Origin of the sequence: Halobacteriovorax sp. RT-1-1 (genome assembly GCF_047085455.1) — a bacterium.
In the GTDB taxonomy this organism is placed as follows: domain Bacteria; phylum Bdellovibrionota; class Bacteriovoracia; order Bacteriovoracales; family Bacteriovoracaceae; genus Halobacteriovorax_A.
Genome location: NZ_JBKIXZ010000001.1, coordinates 167057 through 187144 on the forward strand (window position 1 = coordinate 167057; position 20088 = coordinate 187144).

The window sequence follows — 20088 nt, forward strand, 5'->3', positions numbered from 1 at the left end:
ATTACCAACCTACTTTAGATTTCTCAGAGTATTTATTTACACGAGTTCTTGTTCTCATAACTTCAACACCTCTTGAGATATCAGTCATTCGAATATTCATCGTATACTCTTTTAGAGTTTTTCCGCTTCTAGAGCGTGGTTGCATTCTTACATTACCAAAAATCATAATATCAGCACCAGCTGCATTACCAATTTTTTTAGCTTCTGCAGGACTTACCATACCGTCATTTTGATATTGAATTTCTTTTAAAAGAGCTTCACGCGCAGACGCATCAATTAAAATATACTCACCTGACTCACTTAACTGAGTTAAGAATTCATCTGAAATATCATCTGAAGGAAAGTATGGCTCAGCAGTTTGATTACTAAATTCAGCAACAAACACCTTTGGACGACGACCTAGCTTTAATAAATAATTTTTAAAACCTTTATGTTGTTTCATTTTTTGAATTACTGTTTCAACTGAGTTTTCAGTGTCTCGAGTAACCCATGCATCTGTAATTTCTAATGACTTCTCATCTGAAGTATCACCTGAAACACGTTCTGCTTGAAATCCCCCACAAGAAGCTAGTGCGAAAAGCATTGTTAGCGTTAAAATCTTTTTCATATATCCTCCATTAAATTTTTAAATCTACAAAAATATCAGGTATATCATCTGCAAGTTCATCAACAACCTGTTTGATAATTGCATTTTCAGAACGGCCTGTCTGTGTATACCTTTTTGTAATATTCAATTTTCCTTTTCTGAAATTAATTTCTAATGTTTTCTTTACGAAACCATCAACGTTTAAGAACTCGTCGATGAGAGCTATCGCAATATTTAAACGTGTCTCACTTTTTCCAGAAAATACATTATTCTTATTCAATTCACTTATTAACAATTTATCAACTATTTCAAACTTAGGTTGTGAATAAATATGTAATGTAATGTCTTTCTTAGATCGAGAGTCATATTTTTTAATATTAGATTTATATTTATCCACTAAAGTCATCATATATAATTCTAATTTTTTAATGACACTATTATTGGCCCTAATCTTAGAAAAAACTAAATTATTACCACTATTATATAGCTCTTCATTTTCTTTCTTAAGATCTGAAATATCACTTCTCAATTTAGAGATAAACTTCTTCGTGTTCAACCCCATCAGGACACAATAATATGAATCCTCATCGACAAAGGATTCTATCATTTCAACGCCAAAAAGATTCTCTGAAACTTCTTCACTTACAAAATCAGAATATTCACCTTCATCTAATTTGCCATTAGAACTTTCTATTGAGGTAAACTTAGCTTTTACTTTAACTTGAAAATTTTTTGCTATTTCAACACGTGCATCTTCCGTAGCTTCTTTTTCACTAAGGCCACAAGTCTTCGCACATAGGAAATCCTTTGGACAAGACTTAATTTGTCCAAATGAATATAGACTAACAAGTGATAGTAATAAAATTTTATTCTTCAAATTTCTGTCTCAGCTCTTCTTTGTGTGAATCTTTTGCAACTGCAATAGCTTTTTCTTGAGCATAACGAATCGCTCTTTGTAGCGTTTCTTCCTTAATGCCAACTAAAGAATAACAAGCATAGTATGGATCACCAATTAACTTATCATCTTTCATTTTCTGTCTCTTTTCCCAATACTGTTCCTTAACTCTAACACCAGATACTTTAGTTCTAATTGATTGAGTAAGAGTTTCAGAGAATGTTTTCACCTCTTGTGAGTCTTCATCAAGATTTGTTACTTCAGTATAATCGTTTGCAATTTCTTGAGAAATTTCAGAAGCAATTACTGCTGTCGATCTTGCTGTTGCTGACTTTACACAAAGTCTTCTATTTCTATTTTCTGATTGAGATAAGAAGTAATGATAGTCTTTATCACCTTTGTAATTGTCAGTACTTTCTAACCAATCAGGTTCAATTTTGTTTGAAGCATTTAAGATTTTATAATCAATTTCAAACTCTCTTGCCTTCTTACCAGAGGAACAAGAAAATAAAGTAATTGATATTAAAAAGAATGATAAAATTTTTGTCATGGTATCTCCCGAAAAAATAGCCTTATTAGACTTTTCTAAGTCAACTAATTTTACTTTACGTTGAGATATAATCAATGAAAAATTATTTTAATAATTCCTTAACGGCGATGTGACTGAGTAAGAAGCCTACTGTTCCTGTCATGTATGTGGCAGTACCTAGACCACCATCACAATCAAGCTTTAGTGCAGCTGAAGTATTATCTAATTCGCACTTTTTAATCTTCTTAGAAGGCTCTGGTGAATATACACATTGAACTTTTGCTTTTGAGCGGCCTAGTGGATAAAGATGTTTCTTTTTTAGCTCTTGCCTTACTTTACGATAAAGCATGTCTTGTTTTGTTTTAGATAACTCAGCGACTGTAATCATTGTAGGATCAACTTTGCCACCAATGGCCCCAGAACTTACAATTTTGACTTCACGCTTATAGCATTCGTTAATAAGAATTGCTTTCTCACGAGGGGCATCAATTGTATCAATAATAATTGATGGTGATTCTGCAAAAATCTTTTCCATATTCTTTTCATTGAAAAAGCAATAATGGCAGACGACTTCACAGTCTGGATTAATAGTAGCGATCCTCTCCTTAAGAGCATCAGCTTTCATCTTTCCATAATTTCCATCATGAGCATGTAGTTGACGATTTGTATTTGAAACACAGATATCATCAAGATCAACTAAAGTGATTTTATTAACACCAAGACGTGCGATAGATTCCACACACCAAGTCCCCACTCCGCCAAGGCCAATAATCATAAAGTGTGAATCTTTAATAACAGAAAAAGCTTCCGTTCCCAGTAGGGCGGCTATTCCATTAAATCTTTGTTCGTGATTTGACATAGGCTTGTAAAAACAGGTGCTTAAGAACATGGCGCACTCGGCAGGAGTCGAACCTGCGACCTTCTGATCCGTAGTCAGACACTCTATCCAGCTGAGCTACGAGTGCGCATGTAGAAGTATTTATAGCCCCTAACTGCTCATATTGTCAATGCGTTCTTGCATTCAGGGAAATAATTTGTCAGAGAGGGCCAAATCATTGGACAATAGCCTCAATTTATTAATTATTTACAGCTATTTTACATGAACAAATTTCTAATTATATTTTTAATACTTCCACTTTTTTCATTCGCACAAGAAAGTAGTGAACTTCAACAATCACTCGAGAAAAGAATAAAGGAAGATGAGCATTCAAATCATACGTCTTCCCTAGTTACAGCACATAGGCCAAATTACATTTTACCAATCACCTATATGCACGATCCAAATGAGGCTCCTTATCCTGCAGATGATGAATTAAAAAATATTGAAACAAAGTTTCAACTAAGTTTTAAATTTACCGTCCTCTCGCAAATTTTTGGTTCGAAAACTGATTTAGATTTTGCCTATACTCAAAAATCTTTCTGGCAACTTTATAATAAGAAAAACTCGGCAGCTTTTAGAGATACTAATTATGAGCCTGAACTATTTATATCGTTTGAACCATTTAAAGAAGATTGGCGTATTTTTAAAAATTACTACCACTTTGGTTTTGTTCATCAATCAAATGGTAAAGACTTACCACTATCTAGAAGCTGGAACAGAGTCTTTGCTACAACATTCTTCGAATGGCAAAAAACTCTTTTTATGCTTAAGGTGTGGTATCGCTTAAATGAAGAGCCAAAATCAGGGCCAACCGATTATACAGGTGATGACAATCCAGACATTACTGATTATCTTGGCTACTTTGAACTTACAGGTATTCATAAAATAGATGGGCATACACTTTCTTGGATGGTTAGAAATAACTTAAAAAAAGATAATAAAGGTGCCTTAGAAATCGATTGGTCTTTTCCATTACCTGAAACTCGTCTTAAAGGTTATGTACAATTTTTTACTGGCTATGGTGAGACACTAATTGATTATGATTACAATATGACTCGCATTGGACTTGGGGTCGCATTTACAGATTGGTTATGATGAAAAAAATCTTAGTTACAATTTTATTCTCTACTTTTACTCTTGCGAGCAACTATAAACCACAGTACTGGGGTATAGGTTTCGGTTACAGAAATGCGGACATACCATTTAAAGTAAAAGATAAAAAAGTATCTGATATTATTCCACTATTCTTTTACAAGCGTGGTGACTTTCATCTTGACGGGCTATCTGCGCACTTCACTTTCTATAGGCCATTAAAAAATCTCAATATTAATTTAATGTCACAATATCGCTTTTTTGACATACCAAAAGATAGTCAAAATACGATTAGAAATGCCGGTTTTGACTACGGTCTCGAAGCACAATATGAACACTCAAAAATGTGGAGAACAAGTGCTCAACTTCTAGCAGATCATTCAACTAGAAGTTATTTAACGTTAAAAACTGAAGCGGATTATGTATGGAAGAATGTATTCTTTCGCCCATATGCTTTTTTAACAATAAGAAGTGCTGAATTTAATAATAAGTATTATGGATTAGATGTATCAAGACCTGGGACAGGTTATGAAATTGGAACAGGTGTAAAAGCCGCCATTAGAGTACATAAAGACTTCAACATTCTTACTCATGTAAAAGTAAGTACTTTGGATAATGAAACAGCAGATGCTCCAACTATTCGCAACCAAGTAAATACTGAAACCTTTTTAGGTATTGGCTTCATGGACCCTCACTTAATTCATATGAATGGTCATGATATTTCAAAGCGCACTAAGCTAAAATCTAAAACTTTTGTTAGAGCTGCTTATGCAATGGCCACTCCATCAAACCTAAGCGATATCCTTTCTTTTCATACGGCTACTGATAAATATAATAATGACATGGTTTCTTTTGCCTATGGTATTCCAATGGCCGATAAGTTTCTTGGATCAGATATTCCCGTTTATCTACTGCCACAATATGTTGGTCACCTTAAAAGTGAAGTTCAAGAAAGAAGTAATGAATTTGCATTAGCAGTAAAGATCTTTATTCCATTTCACTGGCCGATTAACTGGCGTCTTGGTTTGGCCGAAGGTATTTCATATGCTGATCAAATTACCTATATCGAAGAATTCGATATTTCAGGAAAGGGATATCGAAGTAGTAAGTTCATGAATTACTTAGATTTTTCAATCGATTTTAGCTTAGAAAAGGCCGGCCTTAAACATACTTGGCTAGGACTTATGATTCATCATCGCTCAGCAATTTTTGAATCATCATCTATGTTTGGAAGAATCAAAGGTGGTAGTAACTACATAGGAACTTATATTCAACAAGATCTGTAGAATCCCCGAAGGTTTAAATTAAAAAAGTTGAAAAACTCAATGATTTCAATAATCTCTATAGTGGAAAATTCTTCTTTCCTGACTATTATCAGTAAAATTTCGCTCTAGAAACATGATATTCATCCGATAATGGGTGCATGAAAAATATAAACTATGTATTCACTCCATTATTTTTATCGACCACTATCACAGGACTTAGCGTTTACTATAGTCAGATTAGTCTAACTCAAGGACTTGCTTTCTTTAGTGCACTTATTCCTTTCACAATCTTTGCAGTTAAAGAAAGAAGAAAGCATCGAATTAATCTTCAATCATTTGTACAAAAGCTAGATTACTTACAACGAAATATCGTTGGAACGAATGCACAGTTTTTTGAATCATGTGAGCAACTAGACGAAAGTACAGAAGAGCAAGCAAGTGCCGTTATTCAAACAAGTGCAACGAGTGATGAAATCAGTGCCATGATTACTAAAACGACAGGATCTATTGACTCATTTGAAGCAAATATAAAAGAGATCAATGGACTAATCAGTAGAAGTGATCACTCTCTATCTAAACTTGAAAAGAATATCCAATCAAGTTTAACAACAAGTCGTGATATTACTAATTCTCTTAGTGATATCGTTGTTAATCTAAATGGATTCCTATCAACATTTACTGACGTTGAATCAAAAGCAATGCTTATTAATGATATTGTTTTCCAAACAAAACTACTTTCATTCAATGCTTCGGTTGAAGCCGCACGTGCAGGTGAGCACGGAAAAGGGTTTTCAGTTGTAGCGGAAGAAATCGGTAAGCTTGCATCAACTAGTGGAGAAAGTGCTGAGGCGATCAATGCGACTCTTCATGAAGCACAATTAAAACTTAATACTCTAATTTCAAATATTCAAGAGAACAGCAAAAGCCTAAACGAAAGGCTTGATCAAACAGCTGACTCTTGTGACAACACACTTCAAGAATTTAGACACAGTTTTAATCAAACTAATGATGAAACAATGAAGATGAACGAGCAAATTCAAGAAGTAACAATTGCGGCGAAGGAACAGGAGAATGGTGTTATCGAACTTCGTGATGCAATTCACGCAATTAATAACTCGACTCAAAGAAGTGCACTTGTTGTATCGCAAACACTAAATCTAGCAAATACAATTAGTCAGTACTTAGGTGAACTTTCGGGATCTATTAATAACACTAAGAAAACACAAAATATTACAATTAATGAAAACATTGAATTAATCCCTTGGGAAGATAAGTACAACATTGGAATTTCAAAAGTAGATGGTGAACACCAAGAATTACTACGTAAAATTAATGGCCTTATTAATTCAATGAATACTGGTAGAGGTATGAAAGAAGCTTTCCAGACGCTTAAAGAATACACTGTGTTCCATTTTGATGAAGAAGAAGAATACATGTTAAGCATTAACTACCCTTCTTATGAATCACATAAAAGGGTACACGAGAAACTTCTATCTGCCGTAGCACGTTTTGAACAACAGCTACACAATGGAACGCTAGAAAAAGATAAGCTAGCAAGTTTCTTAAAGAACTGGTTATTTACACATATTATGGGTATTGATACTAAATATGCAGATCATGCGAAAAAGCAGCGAACGACAAAGTTCGCTGCCTAAGCAAAATTAGAATTCGGGATAAAAAACTTTCGCGAATCGAGAATAATTTTCAAATTGAGGCATATGCCCTAAGCCATCTAATTCAATCAATTTTAGCTTAGGGTTATTTTTCTTTATGTCTTTACCAAGTTTTTGATATTGACCAAGTTTTCTCTTCACACCTTTTTTCTTCCACCCGCGACCTGGACCAGTTCGGTCACGAGTTCCTAAAATTAAAACTGTTTTTGCTTTAATTTTTGGAAATTTAACAACAATATTATCATTGAATATTGGCCCGTAAGTTAAAGCGGCATTCCAGGCAACAACATCATAATCAGGACCATTTAGCCATCCTTTAAAAGGAGTCAGAAGCTCTTCATAAGAATCGGCCCAAGTGCCATCATAGTAGTTTTTCTTTTGATAGTTTCTCGCACCATCAACTGTTTTATTTTTTTCAATATTATAAAAGAAGTCAGGATCTTTATATTCAGCATAATCCAGATAGGCTTCAAGACCGATTGGATTTACTAGAATAATTTTTTTAATGTCTCGATACATTGAACCCATATTTACTGCAAGCATCCCTCCCATAGAGTGACCAACAAGAGTATATTTTTTTATGCCTATCGATTTTAGAAGTTCATGAGTGTTCTTGGCCAACTGAGGAAAGCTGTAGCTATAGCTCTTTGGTTTAGAGCTTTTCCCAAAGCCAATTTGATCAGGAATGATAACTCTGTAACCTTTCTTTACAAGATCATTTGCGACTCTCTCCCAATAAAATCCTGCAAAATTTTTACCGTGCAGAAGTACAGCTACTTTATGTTTCGAACTTCCTATATCCATATAGCGCATTTTTAGCTTTTGCCTTTGTGACGAAAGTTCAAAAGTCTTTACAGGAAATGGATAACTAAATTCAGTTAATTCAGCGTCAAAGCTCAATTTATTTTTTGTATTAGTGGAACAAGATACAAGAAACACCGCTAGAATTAGCGTAGTTATAATTTTCATTTTACATCCTTTGTTAGCTTTCTAAATTTTAAAAATGACTAACAAGGATGTAAACCCATCTAACAAAGAGTTAACAAATCAAATGTTTAACTCGGATATTAGATTCGGATACCAAATCCTAATGATGACTGGAGCTCTTCTTTATCATCAGTGAAGATAACATTTACACCTGCATTTAGTGTAAATACATTCATTAGATTTATCGCAAGACCTGTACCAGCGTATGGATTAACATAGGTAGCAGGCTCTACAATCGTCGTTACACCGGCTTCTGTTCTTTCGTACTTACTATCTCTAGCATGAGCACCAGCTCTCAAATACCAATTAAGTGCACGTCCAAGATTAAATGAACTTCTAAGCCCAAGCATATAATTTGTCGATGAATCACTAATATCAATACCTGAATCAAATGACTCATCTTCCTTGGCCTGAGTTACCTCTGCTTCAAGTGATAGGTACTTTGGTCCATAATTAGCTCTAAGGCCATAAAACAGACGACTAGACGTATGAGGAGTAGGAAGAATTTTTTGTACACGCTCATATCCTACAACTGGTTCAATTTCTAGATTGCCACTTTTAAAGCCACCAAAACTTCGCCCTTGAGCAAAAGTAGAAAGAGAAATAATAATTGTCAGTACTGCTAATAATAGTTGAGTCTTCATGAGCTTATTATCGCATGTCTATAGGGGCAACGTATCGAAGGGGTAAATTTGGCCTAACCTTAAATTTAGGCACAAAAAAAGATCGCTTTTGCGATCTGATAATAATTGGGAATTTTAAAATGGCGGAGAAGGCGAGATTTGAACTCGCGGTACCCGGAGGTACGACACCTTAGCAAGGTGCTGGATTCGGCCACTCTCCCACTTCTCCATTAAGAAAAAAAGTGGCGGAGGACACAGGATTCGAACCTGCGGAGCTCGCGCTCAACGGTTTTCAAAACCGCCGCTTTCGACCACTCAGCCAATCCTCCGCAAAATACAAATATTTTGCATTCGTGAGATATATTATTAAGATTCTTACACACATTTGTCAACGCTTTAATGCATTTATTAATGCAAGAATATTTTCCCTGTCTCTTGCAGCTGGGCTAAGCGTCAAATATCTCTGAAATTTATCAATCGCAAGGTTAGGTTGACCTAGCTCTTTATAGAGAAATCCCATCATCTTATTTAAGTCCGCATCGTTCGGATTAAGCCTGTTAGCGCGCTGAAAGAACTGTAGCGAGGGTACAAACTCTCGTGTTTGAAACGTTAGCTTACCCATTGAAAAGATCGCATCAAAGTAGTTCTTATTAATCTGGATTGCCTTAGATAAATTCTTTTTGGCCTCCTGAACTTTTTTGCCTATTAAATAAATTTCTCCTAGTACATAGTAACCAAATTCAGAATTAGGATGCTTTTCAATTTCAACAAGTGCTGCTTTCTCTGCTTCTTTAAACTTTCTCTGGCTGAATAAAATTTTAGAACGATAATAATTAATTCTAGGATATGTAGGTAATCTCTTTTCTAAAATATCGATATGTTGATTAGCAAGGCCAAAATTATTCATATGAATATAAGTAATAATCAACTTCTCTCTTACAAGAAGATTTCCAGGCTCATAGACAAGTAACTTAATAGCATTCTCTACAAGTTCTTTATAATTTCTTTCAATTTCTGAAACTTCTACTAAGTAAGAATAAAGTGCACCATCTTTCTTATTAAGACGATCTAGCACTTCTTTCATTTCACGATAAGCTTCATAGTTTTGATCACGATAGTAGAAGACAGCAATTTGGCCATATAACTTTGGATTATCTCTATGCTCTAATAATTCTTGGCGTAGATATCCAATAGCGGTTGTAACACCGTCTGTTTCATAAAGGACCTTACTATTTAAAATCTTATAATCAATATTAGAAGGATTCAGTCCCATCGCTTCATTAAGGAAAATCTTAGTTTGTTTGAATCTCTTATTCTTAAAAGCAATTTTGGCCATTTCAAATTGAGCAACATCACTTAATGGGTTAACTCTTATGGCTGCTTTAAATTTATCAAATGCCATTTTATCATTTGAAATAAGATTGTAGTAAAGACCAAGTAACATATGAAATTCAAAGGTCTCTCTAAACTTCTCACTTGTTGAAAGTGCCGATAATAAGCGTTTGGCCTCATCCTTCTTATAAGACATTATATTGGCCTTAATAAGTGCGTAGTTGATACGTGGGTTAACTGGATGTAATGCTCTTAGCTTTGTAAGCGTCGTGATAGCAAAGTCAAAATACCCTCTTTTAACTTGCAACTCTGCTAAGTAGAGTTTTGCATCAATACTTGTTTCATCTAATGAAACAGCTCTAAGGGCCAACTCAAATGCTCTATCCCAGTTTAGAAGAGCGACTTCGTCCTTAGATTGTCTAATTAAGACTTTTATCTTACTCGTTGAAATAACCTTCTGTGTAAGATCACTACCTGCAACATCCAAAGTTGCTAGTGTATCGCGTAGAGATTCGTCATCATATATTTTTAATGATTGTTGAAAAAGCTTAGTCGCCCCCTGGATGTCTTTATTATAAGCTTTAACAAAGCCCATAAATTTTAAACCCTGAGCAAAATTATAAGGAGATCCACCACCGTATTTTGCAATCAAAATTGATGCAATTTTATTAAGCTCCCCCATCTTTTCTAACTCTAAAAGTAAATCACCATAGATGATTAGAAATCTATAATCACTTTGAAATTTAGACTGATTCTCTGTAATAAGCTTTAAGGCCTGAGTACTATTTTCATTTAAAAGCAAATAATTAACCATCGCATCGATAGATTCGACGGTTCTAATTTTTGCGTTAAAAAGCTTATCATAGACAATCTTTGCCTTTTCAAGCTCTCCCGCCTTAAGTAGATAATTTAGATAAATTGAAAATAGCTTAATCGATGGTTTATTTGATTTTAAATAATTATATCTTTCTATTGTAAATATGGCAGTTTCATACTTTTGAAAGTAAGCATAGAATTGAGCTGCACCAATTACAACGTCAATATCAGATAAAAGCTTAGAGTCTTCGATTCTAATCAACTTCGATAATACTTGTCCCGCTTCAAACTTATTTTGAGTATCAATTAGTAAATCACTATACGAATGAATTAGTTTACTTATCGCCGGATTACCTGAGAACTTATATCGAAGTGAAAGATTAAATTTGTTTGCAGCACTGATTCTGTTTACGAATCCATCTTTTTTAAAAAATGCCAAACCTTCTGTATAAGCAATTTGAGCCTTTTGAGGCTGTGCGATTTCAGTTGCAACAGGAAAGGAGATTTTTGGAACAACTACTGTCTCAATTTCCTTCTTTTCTTCCGGCATTAAAAATATAATGGCCACGACCAAAAAGAGTGCAACAGTAAGGTTTCTTTTCTTATTACTTGTTACTATTTTTTTCTCGGCCTTCTTCTCGATAATTTTCTTTTTAGGCTTCTTTTTGAGTCTACGCTCTTCTTGCATAATCTGAAGTTCAATATCACTATAATCTTCAGTTTTTGTAGGAAGCTCTTCCCTCTTAAGTTCTGCAAGATTAAACATCTGTGTTGCAGCATCTGCATCTACGATTTCTTCAGGCTCTGGCTCAGGCTCTTTTTCTTTGGATTCACCTGATTCACCATTATCATCATCTTCGTCATCAAGATCAAATTCATCTTTGAAATTATTGATGACAACCGTCTTTGCGATATCCTTATCGTCATCTGCTTGCTGCTTTTGTTTTTTGAGACTTGAAACATTAACAAGAACTGTTTTATCAATTGCAGGAGGCTCTTCCTCTAATTCGACTTCGTCTCGTGCTTCATCTTCAAGCTCTTTTTTCGCTTTAAATTTTTCTTCAATTTCCTGATAGTCAATATCAATATCTTTATCTTTCGAAAATTTGAATTCATTAAATGCGGTTTTATCTTCGCCTATTAACGTATGATGTTTTTGCTCACTATCTGTTTGAGCATATTTCACTTCTTTTTCTGTTTTATCTTTAACTTGTGTAGGCTCTTCTATTTTTCTGAAAAGGTCACTAAGTTCTGGAATAGCATTTACAGGGGCCCAATCCCCTGTTGGAAATTTTTGGAATAGACACGAATCATCGATTGCATCTTTATGACCCAGCTCAATTAATTCGGAAAATACAAAGGGGCCCAAAACCTTATTTGCTTTGGTTTTGACACGAAACTTTATCATGCCTTTATTATCCTAAGTATATGAAATTAAATCAAATATAGGCTTTGCGTGGACTATTTTTCACAATACCAAAAATATTTTGCCTGTAAGCTAGCGAAATAATCAGGAATATCGTTGAAAGTAACTGTAAATTCGTTAAATAATCAATATGCAAATAAACTATATGCCCAATAAGAAATAGATAAGCTACATGAATAATGCTCATGAGCTTAGAAACTAGTGGCGAATAATCAACTTTATTTGCAAAAACTAACAAATATACGACTAGAAATAACTGATAAAAACTATCAAGACCAAAAGTCGGCAAATAGATAATTGCACTTGCTAAACAAATCGACATCAATTGAATCGCTTGAAAGCGAGTATCTACTTTAATAAAAGAAAAGATAACTTGCAGACTTAGGAATAGAAGATAGAAATAAGGACTAAGCTCAATATTTAAACCAATAAATCTCTCTAATACTGAAAGACAGAAAATATACTGTAGAATCGATAGATAAGGACGATTCTTCTCTTTAGGCATTAGTAGTGCCGTTGTTACGACAATCAAAATTTCGTAAAAGAAGTTACCCAACTCTACGCCTTGAAATTCTTTCACAAAGAAATAAACAACAGCAATTACAATCCAAGCAAGTATATAAAATAAACTATGTTCGCTTTTTTTATCTGTATCGAAGAAACATAAAGCCCCTAAGAGAAGAACAATATCCGTAACACCTGTAAAATTCCAAATATTAAAAAGTGAGAACCAAAGGAGCGTAAAACCTTTGAATAAAGATCGAAGATCTCCCTTACTATTAAAAAAGAAAAAAGAGAAAGTTACGGCCATTACAGCGAAGTAGCTTCTTTCTGTTGAAGAAAAAACATAGTCTTTAAATAAGAAATAGAAAACACCCAGAAATATTATTGATAGTATTGAAGTTCTCTGCTTCTCATTAATTCCAGAATACTTTTCTAAAATTGAATTTAAAAAATATGTTACAGGATAAAAAAGTAGTAATGAATAAAAACTAGCTTGCATGGTTTAACTCCACACTCTTATTACAGAACTCGACAAAAATTGAGAGTAGAACAACTAACGGTATTAGTTTCGCTAGTCCAGTAAGAAATGAAAGGGATAAAATAATCGTTAGCATCGCTATATTCGATGTAATGATAAATTGTAAGCGATCCTTATATCCCTTAATAAATTCAGATAGGCCGAGTAAACTTAAAGCCGTTAATAATAACGGTAGGCCATGAACTTCATTTAATAATAAAATAGATATCGCAAGGATATTAATTGAATTAGTAACGCCTTCTCTGAAGTGAAGAAAAACTAATAAAATTACAATTAGTGGTATTACTAACAAAGACGTACTTACAACATAATCAGAATAATTAATTAAAGTTAAATATTTTAAGATGAAAAGTGATAAAAAAACACTATCGTCTTTAGAGAAAAATATGAAAATCAAAGATGATATGACAAGCGCGTAAAAAAGGTAATAAAACTTATCTTTAAAAATTAACAGTCCTAATAAATTTATAAATAAATAAGCTAAAAACTTAAAGTTATGTAACTTAGCAATTGATAGTAGCGACATTGATGCCAGTACAAATGTTGCCAAGTTTGCTGCACCAAATGTGACAAAGGACAACGGTGCCATCAGTGTTAAACTTAATGAATCTGACTTTCTCATTAAATATAGAGTAAAAAGCGCCCCAACCACAGGAAGAAAACCAAAGTTTATCCCTAAACTTAATCCTGAAAAACCAGTGTAATACATTACGCCACTTAAGAAGAAGCACAGAAGTGTAGAAAGGATGATCGAAGTCGCAAATGTTAGATGATCTCTATTTATTCTCATTTAGTTACCACCTGAATAATTAATACTAGAAAATAAGTGGCCATAATTATCATGCTTAATGCTCGTACACTACGATATGATAGAGCAAATACGCCCAAATGCGATTTTTGAATATTAAACTGCTGCTTAGAGCTATCCTTAAGAGCAAATACTCCATCTAAAAATGCAAATCGCTTTAAGTTACCTAAATTAATTTTTGTTCCGATTAAAGAAACACTAACCGGTAATTTCGATACAAATCCAAACACTATAAGACTCAATATAAGATAAGAGCTAATCGCATAATAAATAGAAGTCTTATCAACCTCACCGATGGCCCCTTGAAATAAAATTAAACCGAATGAAATTAGGCTCATTGTTATCAAACTATAAAGAAACTCAAACCATTGTAATCCGAACTTATTGTGTATTGTTGAATCCGTATTCAGTAATAAGATTATGATGGCAATAACAAAACTCAAAATAATAATTGTTAAATTTTGAATAGAGAAAGCTAATGTGAGTAAACCAACTATCCAGATCTGATCAAAAAGCTCATAAGAAAAGTACTTTTTTAGTACTTCTGACTCTAAAACTAATAGATTCTTTGTTGTAATAAGTGACTTACTTACGTAATAAAAAACTATAATCGACATAAGTAAGGTTTCTAAATTTAATAGTACCGCTATGATTGAAGAAAGTAAGAAAACTGTTTTAAATATAGTTGCCTTACTGATTACAGTTATAAATAGTAAAATTGACAATGAAATCAGAAAAACATTAAGCGTTGGAGATATATGCTGAATATTAGAAAGCAATAACACCGACATGATCACACCGTCAGTAATTGCAAAATCTTCGTCGCTTGAATGCATAAAACTTAAAACTAAATATACTGTAAATAAATACTTAAAAGATGTAGATTTATCAACCAAAGTTAAAAAGCAAATAATTGCAATCTTCAAAATATCCAAAGAGCGATATTTTAAATCAGGCTTGGCAAAATTAAATAAACTACATGCACTAAAACCAATTATCTTTAGATTTATATCAACTGGCAGAAGTAAAACTGCAAATGGAAGTACTTCATAAACCTTACGTTGCCCCTGATCAATAACTAGATATGAGAGAACGAAAGGTATAATTGTATTGAAAAAATCAAACTCGACACCGGAGAAGAAATAAATAAAGTTCAATAAAATAGGAAAAATACTAATAAATGCTTTTCCATAATTATTTATACGATTACTAAAGTGTAATCCTATTAGAGAAAGGATAAATAATGAGATATTTATATAAATCATTTTAACCCCTGCCTTACTTTAAACTCTTTAAAAATAGAATTAATGATTAAGAAGATTGGTGCAGAATAAATAAAGATCATCACACCATCTCCTAAGCTAATCGACTCTTGTACTCTTAAATCGATCAGTAGTAGAAAAATTGTGATAATAGTAAAAAGAGAAAACAGCTTCTTAGTAAATCTCTTCGTAAAAAGATAAACGCCAATATTTATAACAAATAAAATTGAAAGAAGTGAAAATGGATCGATATTATGCATTCTTATCTCCATCTAAATTTACAATTGATAAAAATGCTATAAACACAAGCAAAACACTAAATTTCAGTAATATTGTCCAATCAACATGTGTATCGACATTAAAGTTATTAATGGCCCCAATTAAACCACCAGAACTTTTAAGGTGATAAATATTAACAGAAAACACACCTAGTATAATTGTCGTAAATAAAAAGTACGGTAAGTATTCAAAACGCTTAAAGCGTACTTCTGAGGTTGGAAAGCAATATTCAATAACACTTAAGATTAATATAAAAAGTGATAAGAAAATAAATAAGAAATACAATAATACCGTTGAAGATACTCCTAGAAAATTTAGAAGTAACATCGTAAGAGATATTGGATAGATAATCATTGTATATCTCTTTCTAGAGAATGCCGCTAATAAGAAAAATATTATAATTAAGATATTAAAATACATTGAATACCTTTGTTATACATAGAATCATAACAACCACTAAGCTATAGACAGTTCTACTTCTCGCACTAAGAAGTATTGTCGAGTAATCTTTCAAAGGCTGAAATTTTAAATATGTATTACTTAAAATAATTAACACTGCCTGAAAAAAGAGTACAAATAACGTTAAGACAAAATAATATAGTGGTACTGAATCAAATTTAGCTTTAAATAAATGTGACCAATCACTATTAGTAAAAGTTAAATTGATAAAGAATAAAGTAACTAAACACTGATATAAGAGTCTAACGTAAGAACACTGTATGCTTATATACTTCTTATCTGAATAAATAGTGCCGGCCTTAATAACTTCAACTTCAGTAGTATAAAAAAGAATTAATAACGGTAAGCTGAAACAGAGTTTTAAGAGAAAGATATTTGATTGAATCAGGGAATAAACTAATAATAATATGCTTAGGATAATTGCCTGAGTAAGTACAATTTGTGTTTTTTCAATTATTTCTGAACGAATAAGTGATAGCCTAAATCTGAAAATACCTACAAAAACTGTAGTTGCAATAATTAGAGCATAAAAAGGCAAGATGTAGCGTATTTCATTAGTTAATAAGAAATATGCACTAAGTGTTTGTCCAAAAATAGCTAAAAACAAAATAACTATAAAAGAATTAAAACTTAGAGCATCAACTCTTTCAATATTGTGAGTTGAAGCTAAGTACCTCTTTAAACTTAAGATCGGTAGTATCTCTTTTGAATTAAGAAGAGAACCCATTAATTGAATAACGATAAGCCATAGTGGCAAAGTAATAATTAGTTCCAAGAACTATCCTCTTTAATTTTAGATAATTACAAAATTAGTAGTATTAAAATTGTAGCAAGACCAATCAATATTGAATACGCTTCTTTGTAAAAATCTAGGGTTTGAGCACCTAGAATCACTACTGTAATCATGGCCACAACTTGAAAGACAATAAGAAGTTTAAAAGTAGCTTTAAGTGATTTTAAATTAGATTTGGCCAGATGAGACTCGCGATTAAGTTTCTTAAATGGAGCCTGGGCCACTTTAGGTTTGAAAAACAAGGGGTAGCCTAAGACTACCCCAAGAATTAAAAAGAAAATTAAAGATGTTAGTAGTACTAATTCCATACTACTTAATTAGGAGCAATGCTCCGTTAGCAAGAGCGATAAGCTTTTGCCAGAAAATACCAAGAAGTACAACTGGAAGCGTGTAAGCTCCGATTACTAGTTGGTTTACGAATCCTAGGCCACCAATTTGCTCATCAGACTCAGCATCTTTAAGAACCATTACACGAACAACTTTCATGTAGTAGTAAAGAGAGATTACAGAGTTAAGAGCTGTGATTACCGCTAGTACGTAGAATTTCTTATCAATAATTGCAGCTAGAATGTTGAACTTTGCAACGAATCCAGATAAAGGAGGAAGACCTGCTAAAGAGAACATTGTAATTGCCATAGCAATTGCCATAGCCGGATGCTTTTTAATAAGACCAGAGAAACGATCGATGTGATCATTACCGTAGTGATCTTGAATAAATGAAGCAACATAGAAAGCTACAAGTGTCATAAATAAGTAAGTTACAGAATAGAAAAGAATTGCAGTCCATCCTGATTTACCAAGTACGATCGCACCAAGCATCATTACACCAGCGTGTGAGATTGAAGAGAAAGCTAGCATTCTCTTAATTGAGCGCTGACCGATTGCTGATACGTTACCAACTGTCATTGTAAGAGCAGCTACAATACTTAGAAGAACTAACCAAGAGTCCTTAAGAACACCAACATCACCACCAAAGAATACTTGAGTAAGACGAGCAAATGCTACGATACCTGCAAACTTAGGAACTAGTGAGAAGAATGCTGTAACTGGCAGAGGTGAACCTTCGTAAACATCTGGAGACCACATGTGGAAAGGAACACAAGAAATCTTATAACCAATCCCTACAAAGAAAAGTAGAAATGAAGGAATAAGAATTGCTGTTTGCTCAGTTGAAAGAGTTGTTAGCATTGGCATAAGTTCAGAGAAGTTAATCGTTCCAAGTACACCAAAGATGTGACTCATACCAAATAACATCATACCAGCTGTTACACCACCATATAGAACATACTTAAGACCTGCTTCAGTTGAACGTTCATCGTTCTTCTTAAGAGCGGCCATTGCATATGAAAGTAGTGAAAGTGTTTCAATACCTAAGTAGAATAGAAGCATATTGTTTGCAGAAGCTAGAAGCATCCCACCGACTAAAACTCCCATTGCAAGGATTGTGTATTCAGCTTTAGTTCCTTCGTAAAGATCTTTTGAAATCTTAGAAAGATAAATAACACCAGCTGTACTTAGGATCATTACGATCTTTGCAAAACCTGAGAAGTGATCAATAACTAAAGACTTAGTAAAAATTTGTGTCGGCTCAACACCAAGTCCTTTGACTTGATAAATAAGCGCACAAAGTAGTCCAAGCATTGAACCCCAGTAAAACATGTTCTTTGAGCTACCTTTTTCATCATTTCCGTAAGTAGCTTCGATGAGGATTAAGGCCCCCATCGTGAAGCATACTAAAAGCTCCGGAATATAATGTGAGATACTCGCTAAATAATTTAAAGCCATCACTTCACCTATTGACTATTAAAAAGTCGCTAATAATGAAACTAGTTTACCTACAGAAGCCTTCATCATATCTAGTAATGGAGATGGCCAAATACCAAATAGGATTACTGCGATACATAGTGGAACCATGTAGAAGATTTCTCTAGCATTCATATCTGTATAAGATTTGTTTTCTTCAATAACTTCACCAAAGAACATTCTCTTGAACATCCATAGAAGGTAAGCAGCACCAAGAAGAAGACCAATAACTGCAAGAACAGTAATTGTTGTAAATCTATTGTAGATCCCTAGGAAAATTAGAGCTTCAGAGATGAAACCTGAAAGTCCTGGAAGACCCATTGATGCGAACATCGCAATGATGAAAACAATCGAGAATTTTGGTAATTGTGTATAAAGACCACCAAAACCTTTAGTTCCGTCTGGTCTAACGATCCATCTGTGGTGAGATCTTTCATAAAGAATACCAATAAGAAGGAACATCATAGCTGTTGAAGTACCGTGGTTGAACATCTGAAGAACAGCACCGTTCATACCTTGAACTGTCATAGCAGCAAGACCTAGCATTACGAATCCCATGTGAGAAACTGAAGAGTATGCAACAAGTTTCTTAACATCTGTTTGTGCCATTGCACAGAACGCACCGTAAATAACGTTAATTAAACCTAGCCATGCGATAGCATCTGCAAAGTAAACAGAAGCTGATGGGAAGATTGGGAATGCAATTCTTAGGAAACCATAAGTACCCATCTTAAGTAGTACACCGGCAAGGATAACTGAGATCGCTGTTGGTGCCTGTACGTGAGCGTGTGGTAGCCAAGTATGGAATGGGAAAACTGGAACCTTGATTGCAAAACCGATGAAAAGTGCTACGAAGAATACTTTTGCAAATGGAAGTGCCATACCAAAGATATTTACAGTTTCGTTTACAAATTTACCGCCTGAAAGCGCTAGAATATTGAATGAATCAACACCTTGTCCTGTTACGAAGTATAGTGCAACCATACCAACAAGCATTAGGATTGAACCAAAGAATGTATATAAGAAGAATTTAACAGCTGCATATTCTCTGTTCTCACCACCCCAAATACCGATAAGGAAGAACATTGGGATTAGCATTACTTCCCAGTAAACATAGAACAGGAAGAAATCCATTGATAAGAATACACCGTAAACAGTTGATTGAAGCATTAGTAGTAATGCAAAGTATCCCTTAACTTGCTTTTTAACTGTCCATGAAGAAAGGATACAGATCGCAAAAAGTAGCGAAGTTAAAAGAACCATTGGTAATGAAATACCATCAATTCCTAGGTGATAAAAAATGTTAAACTGTGAAATCCAAGAATGTTTAATTGTAAACATTTCTTGCATACCTGGCACAGTGTTGTCGAATTTCATGTATAGACAACCTGATAAAACCAGCGTGATCACAGTATTAATCAAAGACCATACTCTAATTGCCGTCTCTTTCGTCTTAGGTAATAAAAGTACCCCAAGAACACCGATCATAGGCATCCACAGAATCCAACTTAATAGATTAGAATGTGCGTTCACTGTAA

The 20088-nt window shown here is 33.7% G+C and carries 18 protein-coding genes and 3 tRNA genes; 3 read left to right on the top strand and 18 right to left on the bottom strand.

Annotated features, from left to right (window positions below; all coding sequences use genetic code 11):
- Position 1 precedes the first annotated feature (1 nt).
- The 5 genes from ACMAWV_RS00845 to ACMAWV_RS00865 all read right to left on the bottom strand — a co-directional run bounded on the left by ACMAWV_RS00845 (position 2) and on the right by ACMAWV_RS00865 (position 2975).
- Positions 2-607, bottom strand: a complete 606-nt coding sequence (locus ACMAWV_RS00845; RefSeq protein ID WP_103218539.1) for a CsgG/HfaB family protein — start codon at positions 605-607, stop codon at positions 2-4.
- 10 nt (positions 608-617) lie between these two features.
- Complete coding sequence (locus tag ACMAWV_RS00850; RefSeq protein WP_103218540.1) at positions 618-1463, bottom strand: LPP20 family lipoprotein; 846 nt, start codon at positions 1461-1463, stop codon at positions 618-620.
- Positions 1453-2031 carry a hypothetical protein gene (locus tag ACMAWV_RS00855; protein WP_392993881.1) on the bottom strand — a complete coding sequence of 193 codons (579 nt, stop codon included), beginning with the start codon at positions 2029-2031 and terminating at the stop codon, positions 1453-1455. Before ACMAWV_RS00855 ends, ACMAWV_RS00850 begins: the two co-directional genes overlap by 11 nt.
- Positions 2032-2113: 82 nt before the next feature.
- Entirely contained in the window at positions 2114-2869 is a 756-nt protein-coding gene (locus ACMAWV_RS00860) for a tRNA threonylcarbamoyladenosine dehydratase (RefSeq protein WP_158246911.1), read from the bottom strand.
- Between the two features lie 29 nt (positions 2870-2898).
- Positions 2899-2975: transfer RNA gene (locus ACMAWV_RS00865), tRNA-Arg, on the bottom strand.
- A 134-nt stretch (positions 2976-3109) separates the two neighbouring features.
- Here ACMAWV_RS00865 and ACMAWV_RS00870 point away from each other — a divergent pair.
- The 3 genes from ACMAWV_RS00870 (at position 3110) to ACMAWV_RS00880 (ending at position 6902) form a co-directional block, all read left to right on the top strand.
- Positions 3110-3985, top strand: a complete 876-nt coding sequence (locus ACMAWV_RS00870) for a phospholipase A (RefSeq protein WP_412470457.1) — start codon at positions 3110-3112, stop codon at positions 3983-3985.
- A complete protein-coding gene (locus ACMAWV_RS00875; protein ID WP_103218544.1) occupies positions 3982-5268 on the top strand; it encodes a MipA/OmpV family protein in 1287 nt (428 codons plus the stop codon). Before ACMAWV_RS00870 ends, ACMAWV_RS00875 begins: the two co-directional genes overlap by 4 nt.
- 137 nt (positions 5269-5405) lie before the next feature.
- On the top strand, positions 5406-6902 hold the full coding sequence (locus ACMAWV_RS00880; RefSeq protein WP_103218545.1) for a bacteriohemerythrin: 1497 nt from the start codon (positions 5406-5408) through the stop codon (positions 6900-6902).
- A gap of 6 nt (positions 6903-6908) precedes the next feature.
- On the opposite strand, the gene ACMAWV_RS00885 is transcribed toward ACMAWV_RS00880, so the two are convergent.
- From ACMAWV_RS00885 to ACMAWV_RS00945, 13 genes are all read right to left on the bottom strand, one after another.
- Positions 6909-7889, bottom strand: coding sequence for an alpha/beta fold hydrolase (locus ACMAWV_RS00885; RefSeq protein ID WP_412470458.1), 981 nt, complete (start codon positions 7887-7889; stop codon positions 6909-6911).
- A gap of 98 nt (positions 7890-7987) precedes the next feature.
- The gene (locus tag ACMAWV_RS00890) at positions 7988-8551 is read right to left on the bottom strand and encodes an outer membrane beta-barrel protein (protein WP_103218547.1); all 564 of its coding nucleotides are present in this window, start codon (positions 8549-8551) and stop codon (positions 7988-7990) included.
- A gap of 120 nt (positions 8552-8671) precedes the next feature.
- Positions 8672-8759, bottom strand: a tRNA-Ser gene (locus tag ACMAWV_RS00895).
- 14 nt (positions 8760-8773) lie between these two features.
- Positions 8774-8859: transfer RNA gene (locus tag ACMAWV_RS00900), tRNA-Ser, on the bottom strand.
- Between the two features lie 59 nt (positions 8860-8918).
- On the bottom strand, positions 8919-12086 hold the full coding sequence (locus ACMAWV_RS00905) for a hypothetical protein (protein WP_412470459.1): 3168 nt from the start codon (positions 12084-12086) through the stop codon (positions 8919-8921).
- A 31-nt stretch (positions 12087-12117) separates the two neighbouring features.
- Positions 12118-13107: a hypothetical protein gene (locus ACMAWV_RS00910; RefSeq protein ID WP_412470460.1), complete on the bottom strand. Its 990-nt coding sequence runs from the start codon at positions 13105-13107 to the stop codon at positions 12118-12120.
- Positions 13097-13936: a hypothetical protein gene (locus ACMAWV_RS00915; protein ID WP_392993893.1), complete on the bottom strand. Its 840-nt coding sequence runs from the start codon at positions 13934-13936 to the stop codon at positions 13097-13099. Before ACMAWV_RS00915 ends, ACMAWV_RS00910 begins: the two co-directional genes overlap by 11 nt.
- A complete protein-coding gene (locus ACMAWV_RS00920) occupies positions 13933-15219 on the bottom strand; it encodes a hypothetical protein (RefSeq protein ID WP_412470461.1) in 1287 nt (428 codons plus the stop codon). Before ACMAWV_RS00920 ends, ACMAWV_RS00915 begins: the two co-directional genes overlap by 4 nt.
- Positions 15216-15476 carry a hypothetical protein gene (locus ACMAWV_RS00925; protein WP_103218552.1) on the bottom strand — a complete coding sequence of 87 codons (261 nt, stop codon included), beginning with the start codon at positions 15474-15476 and terminating at the stop codon, positions 15216-15218. The genes ACMAWV_RS00920 and ACMAWV_RS00925 overlap by 4 nt, the downstream gene beginning before the upstream one ends.
- Before the next feature lie 428 nt (positions 15477-15904).
- A complete protein-coding gene (locus ACMAWV_RS00930) occupies positions 15905-16729 on the bottom strand; it encodes a hypothetical protein (protein ID WP_103218554.1) in 825 nt (274 codons plus the stop codon).
- 26 nt (positions 16730-16755) lie between these two features.
- Positions 16756-17055 carry a hypothetical protein gene (locus tag ACMAWV_RS00935; RefSeq protein ID WP_103218555.1) on the bottom strand — a complete coding sequence of 100 codons (300 nt, stop codon included), beginning with the start codon at positions 17053-17055 and terminating at the stop codon, positions 16756-16758.
- Between the two features lies 1 nt (position 17056).
- Positions 17057-18532 (bottom strand): NADH-quinone oxidoreductase subunit N, encoded by a 1476-nt coding sequence (locus ACMAWV_RS00940; protein ID WP_412470462.1) that lies wholly within the window; start codon positions 18530-18532, stop codon positions 17057-17059.
- A gap of 18 nt (positions 18533-18550) precedes the next feature.
- On the bottom strand, positions 18551-20083 hold the full coding sequence (locus tag ACMAWV_RS00945; RefSeq protein ID WP_233189724.1) for a complex I subunit 4 family protein: 1533 nt from the start codon (positions 20081-20083) through the stop codon (positions 18551-18553).
- Positions 20084-20088: the final 5 nt, after the last annotated feature.

Bases quoted from the DNA above. Each gene is read 5' to 3' on its own strand.
- ACMAWV_RS00845 (WP_103218539.1), bottom strand. From the start codon at position 607: ATGAAAAAGATTTTAACGCTAACAATGCTTTTCGCACTAGCTTCTTGT.
- ACMAWV_RS00915 (WP_392993893.1), bottom strand. From the start codon at position 13,936: ATGAGAATAAATAGAGATCATCTAACATTTGCGACTTCGATCATCCTT.
- ACMAWV_RS00880 (WP_103218545.1), top strand. From the start codon at position 5,406: ATGAAAAATATAAACTATGTATTCACTCCATTATTTTTATCGACCACT.
- ACMAWV_RS00925 (WP_103218552.1), bottom strand. From the start codon at position 15,476: ATGCATAATATCGATCCATTTTCACTTCTTTCAATTTTATTTGTTATA.
- ACMAWV_RS00870 (WP_412470457.1), top strand. From the start codon at position 3,110: ATGAACAAATTTCTAATTATATTTTTAATACTTCCACTTTTTTCATTC.
- ACMAWV_RS00890 (WP_103218547.1), bottom strand. From the start codon at position 8,551: ATGAAGACTCAACTATTATTAGCAGTACTGACAATTATTATTTCTCTT.
- ACMAWV_RS00935 (WP_103218555.1), bottom strand. From the start codon at position 17,055: ATGGAATTAGTACTACTAACATCTTTAATTTTCTTTTTAATTCTTGGG.
- ACMAWV_RS00860 (WP_158246911.1), bottom strand. From the start codon at position 2,869: ATGTCAAATCACGAACAAAGATTTAATGGAATAGCCGCCCTACTGGGA.
- ACMAWV_RS00905 (WP_412470459.1), bottom strand. From the start codon at position 12,086: ATGATAAAGTTTCGTGTCAAAACCAAAGCAAATAAGGTTTTGGGCCCC.
- ACMAWV_RS00875 (WP_103218544.1), top strand. From the start codon at position 3,982: ATGATGAAAAAAATCTTAGTTACAATTTTATTCTCTACTTTTACTCTT.
- ACMAWV_RS00885 (WP_412470458.1), bottom strand. From the start codon at position 7,889: ATGAAAATTATAACTACGCTAATTCTAGCGGTGTTTCTTGTATCTTGT.
- ACMAWV_RS00940 (WP_412470462.1), bottom strand. From the start codon at position 18,532: ATGGCTTTAAATTATTTAGCGAGTATCTCACATTATATTCCGGAGCTT.
- ACMAWV_RS00920 (WP_412470461.1), bottom strand. From the start codon at position 15,219: ATGATTTATATAAATATCTCATTATTTATCCTTTCTCTAATAGGATTA.
- ACMAWV_RS00855 (WP_392993881.1), bottom strand. From the start codon at position 2,031: ATGACAAAAATTTTATCATTCTTTTTAATATCAATTACTTTATTTTCT.
- ACMAWV_RS00910 (WP_412470460.1), bottom strand. From the start codon at position 13,107: ATGCAAGCTAGTTTTTATTCATTACTACTTTTTTATCCTGTAACATAT.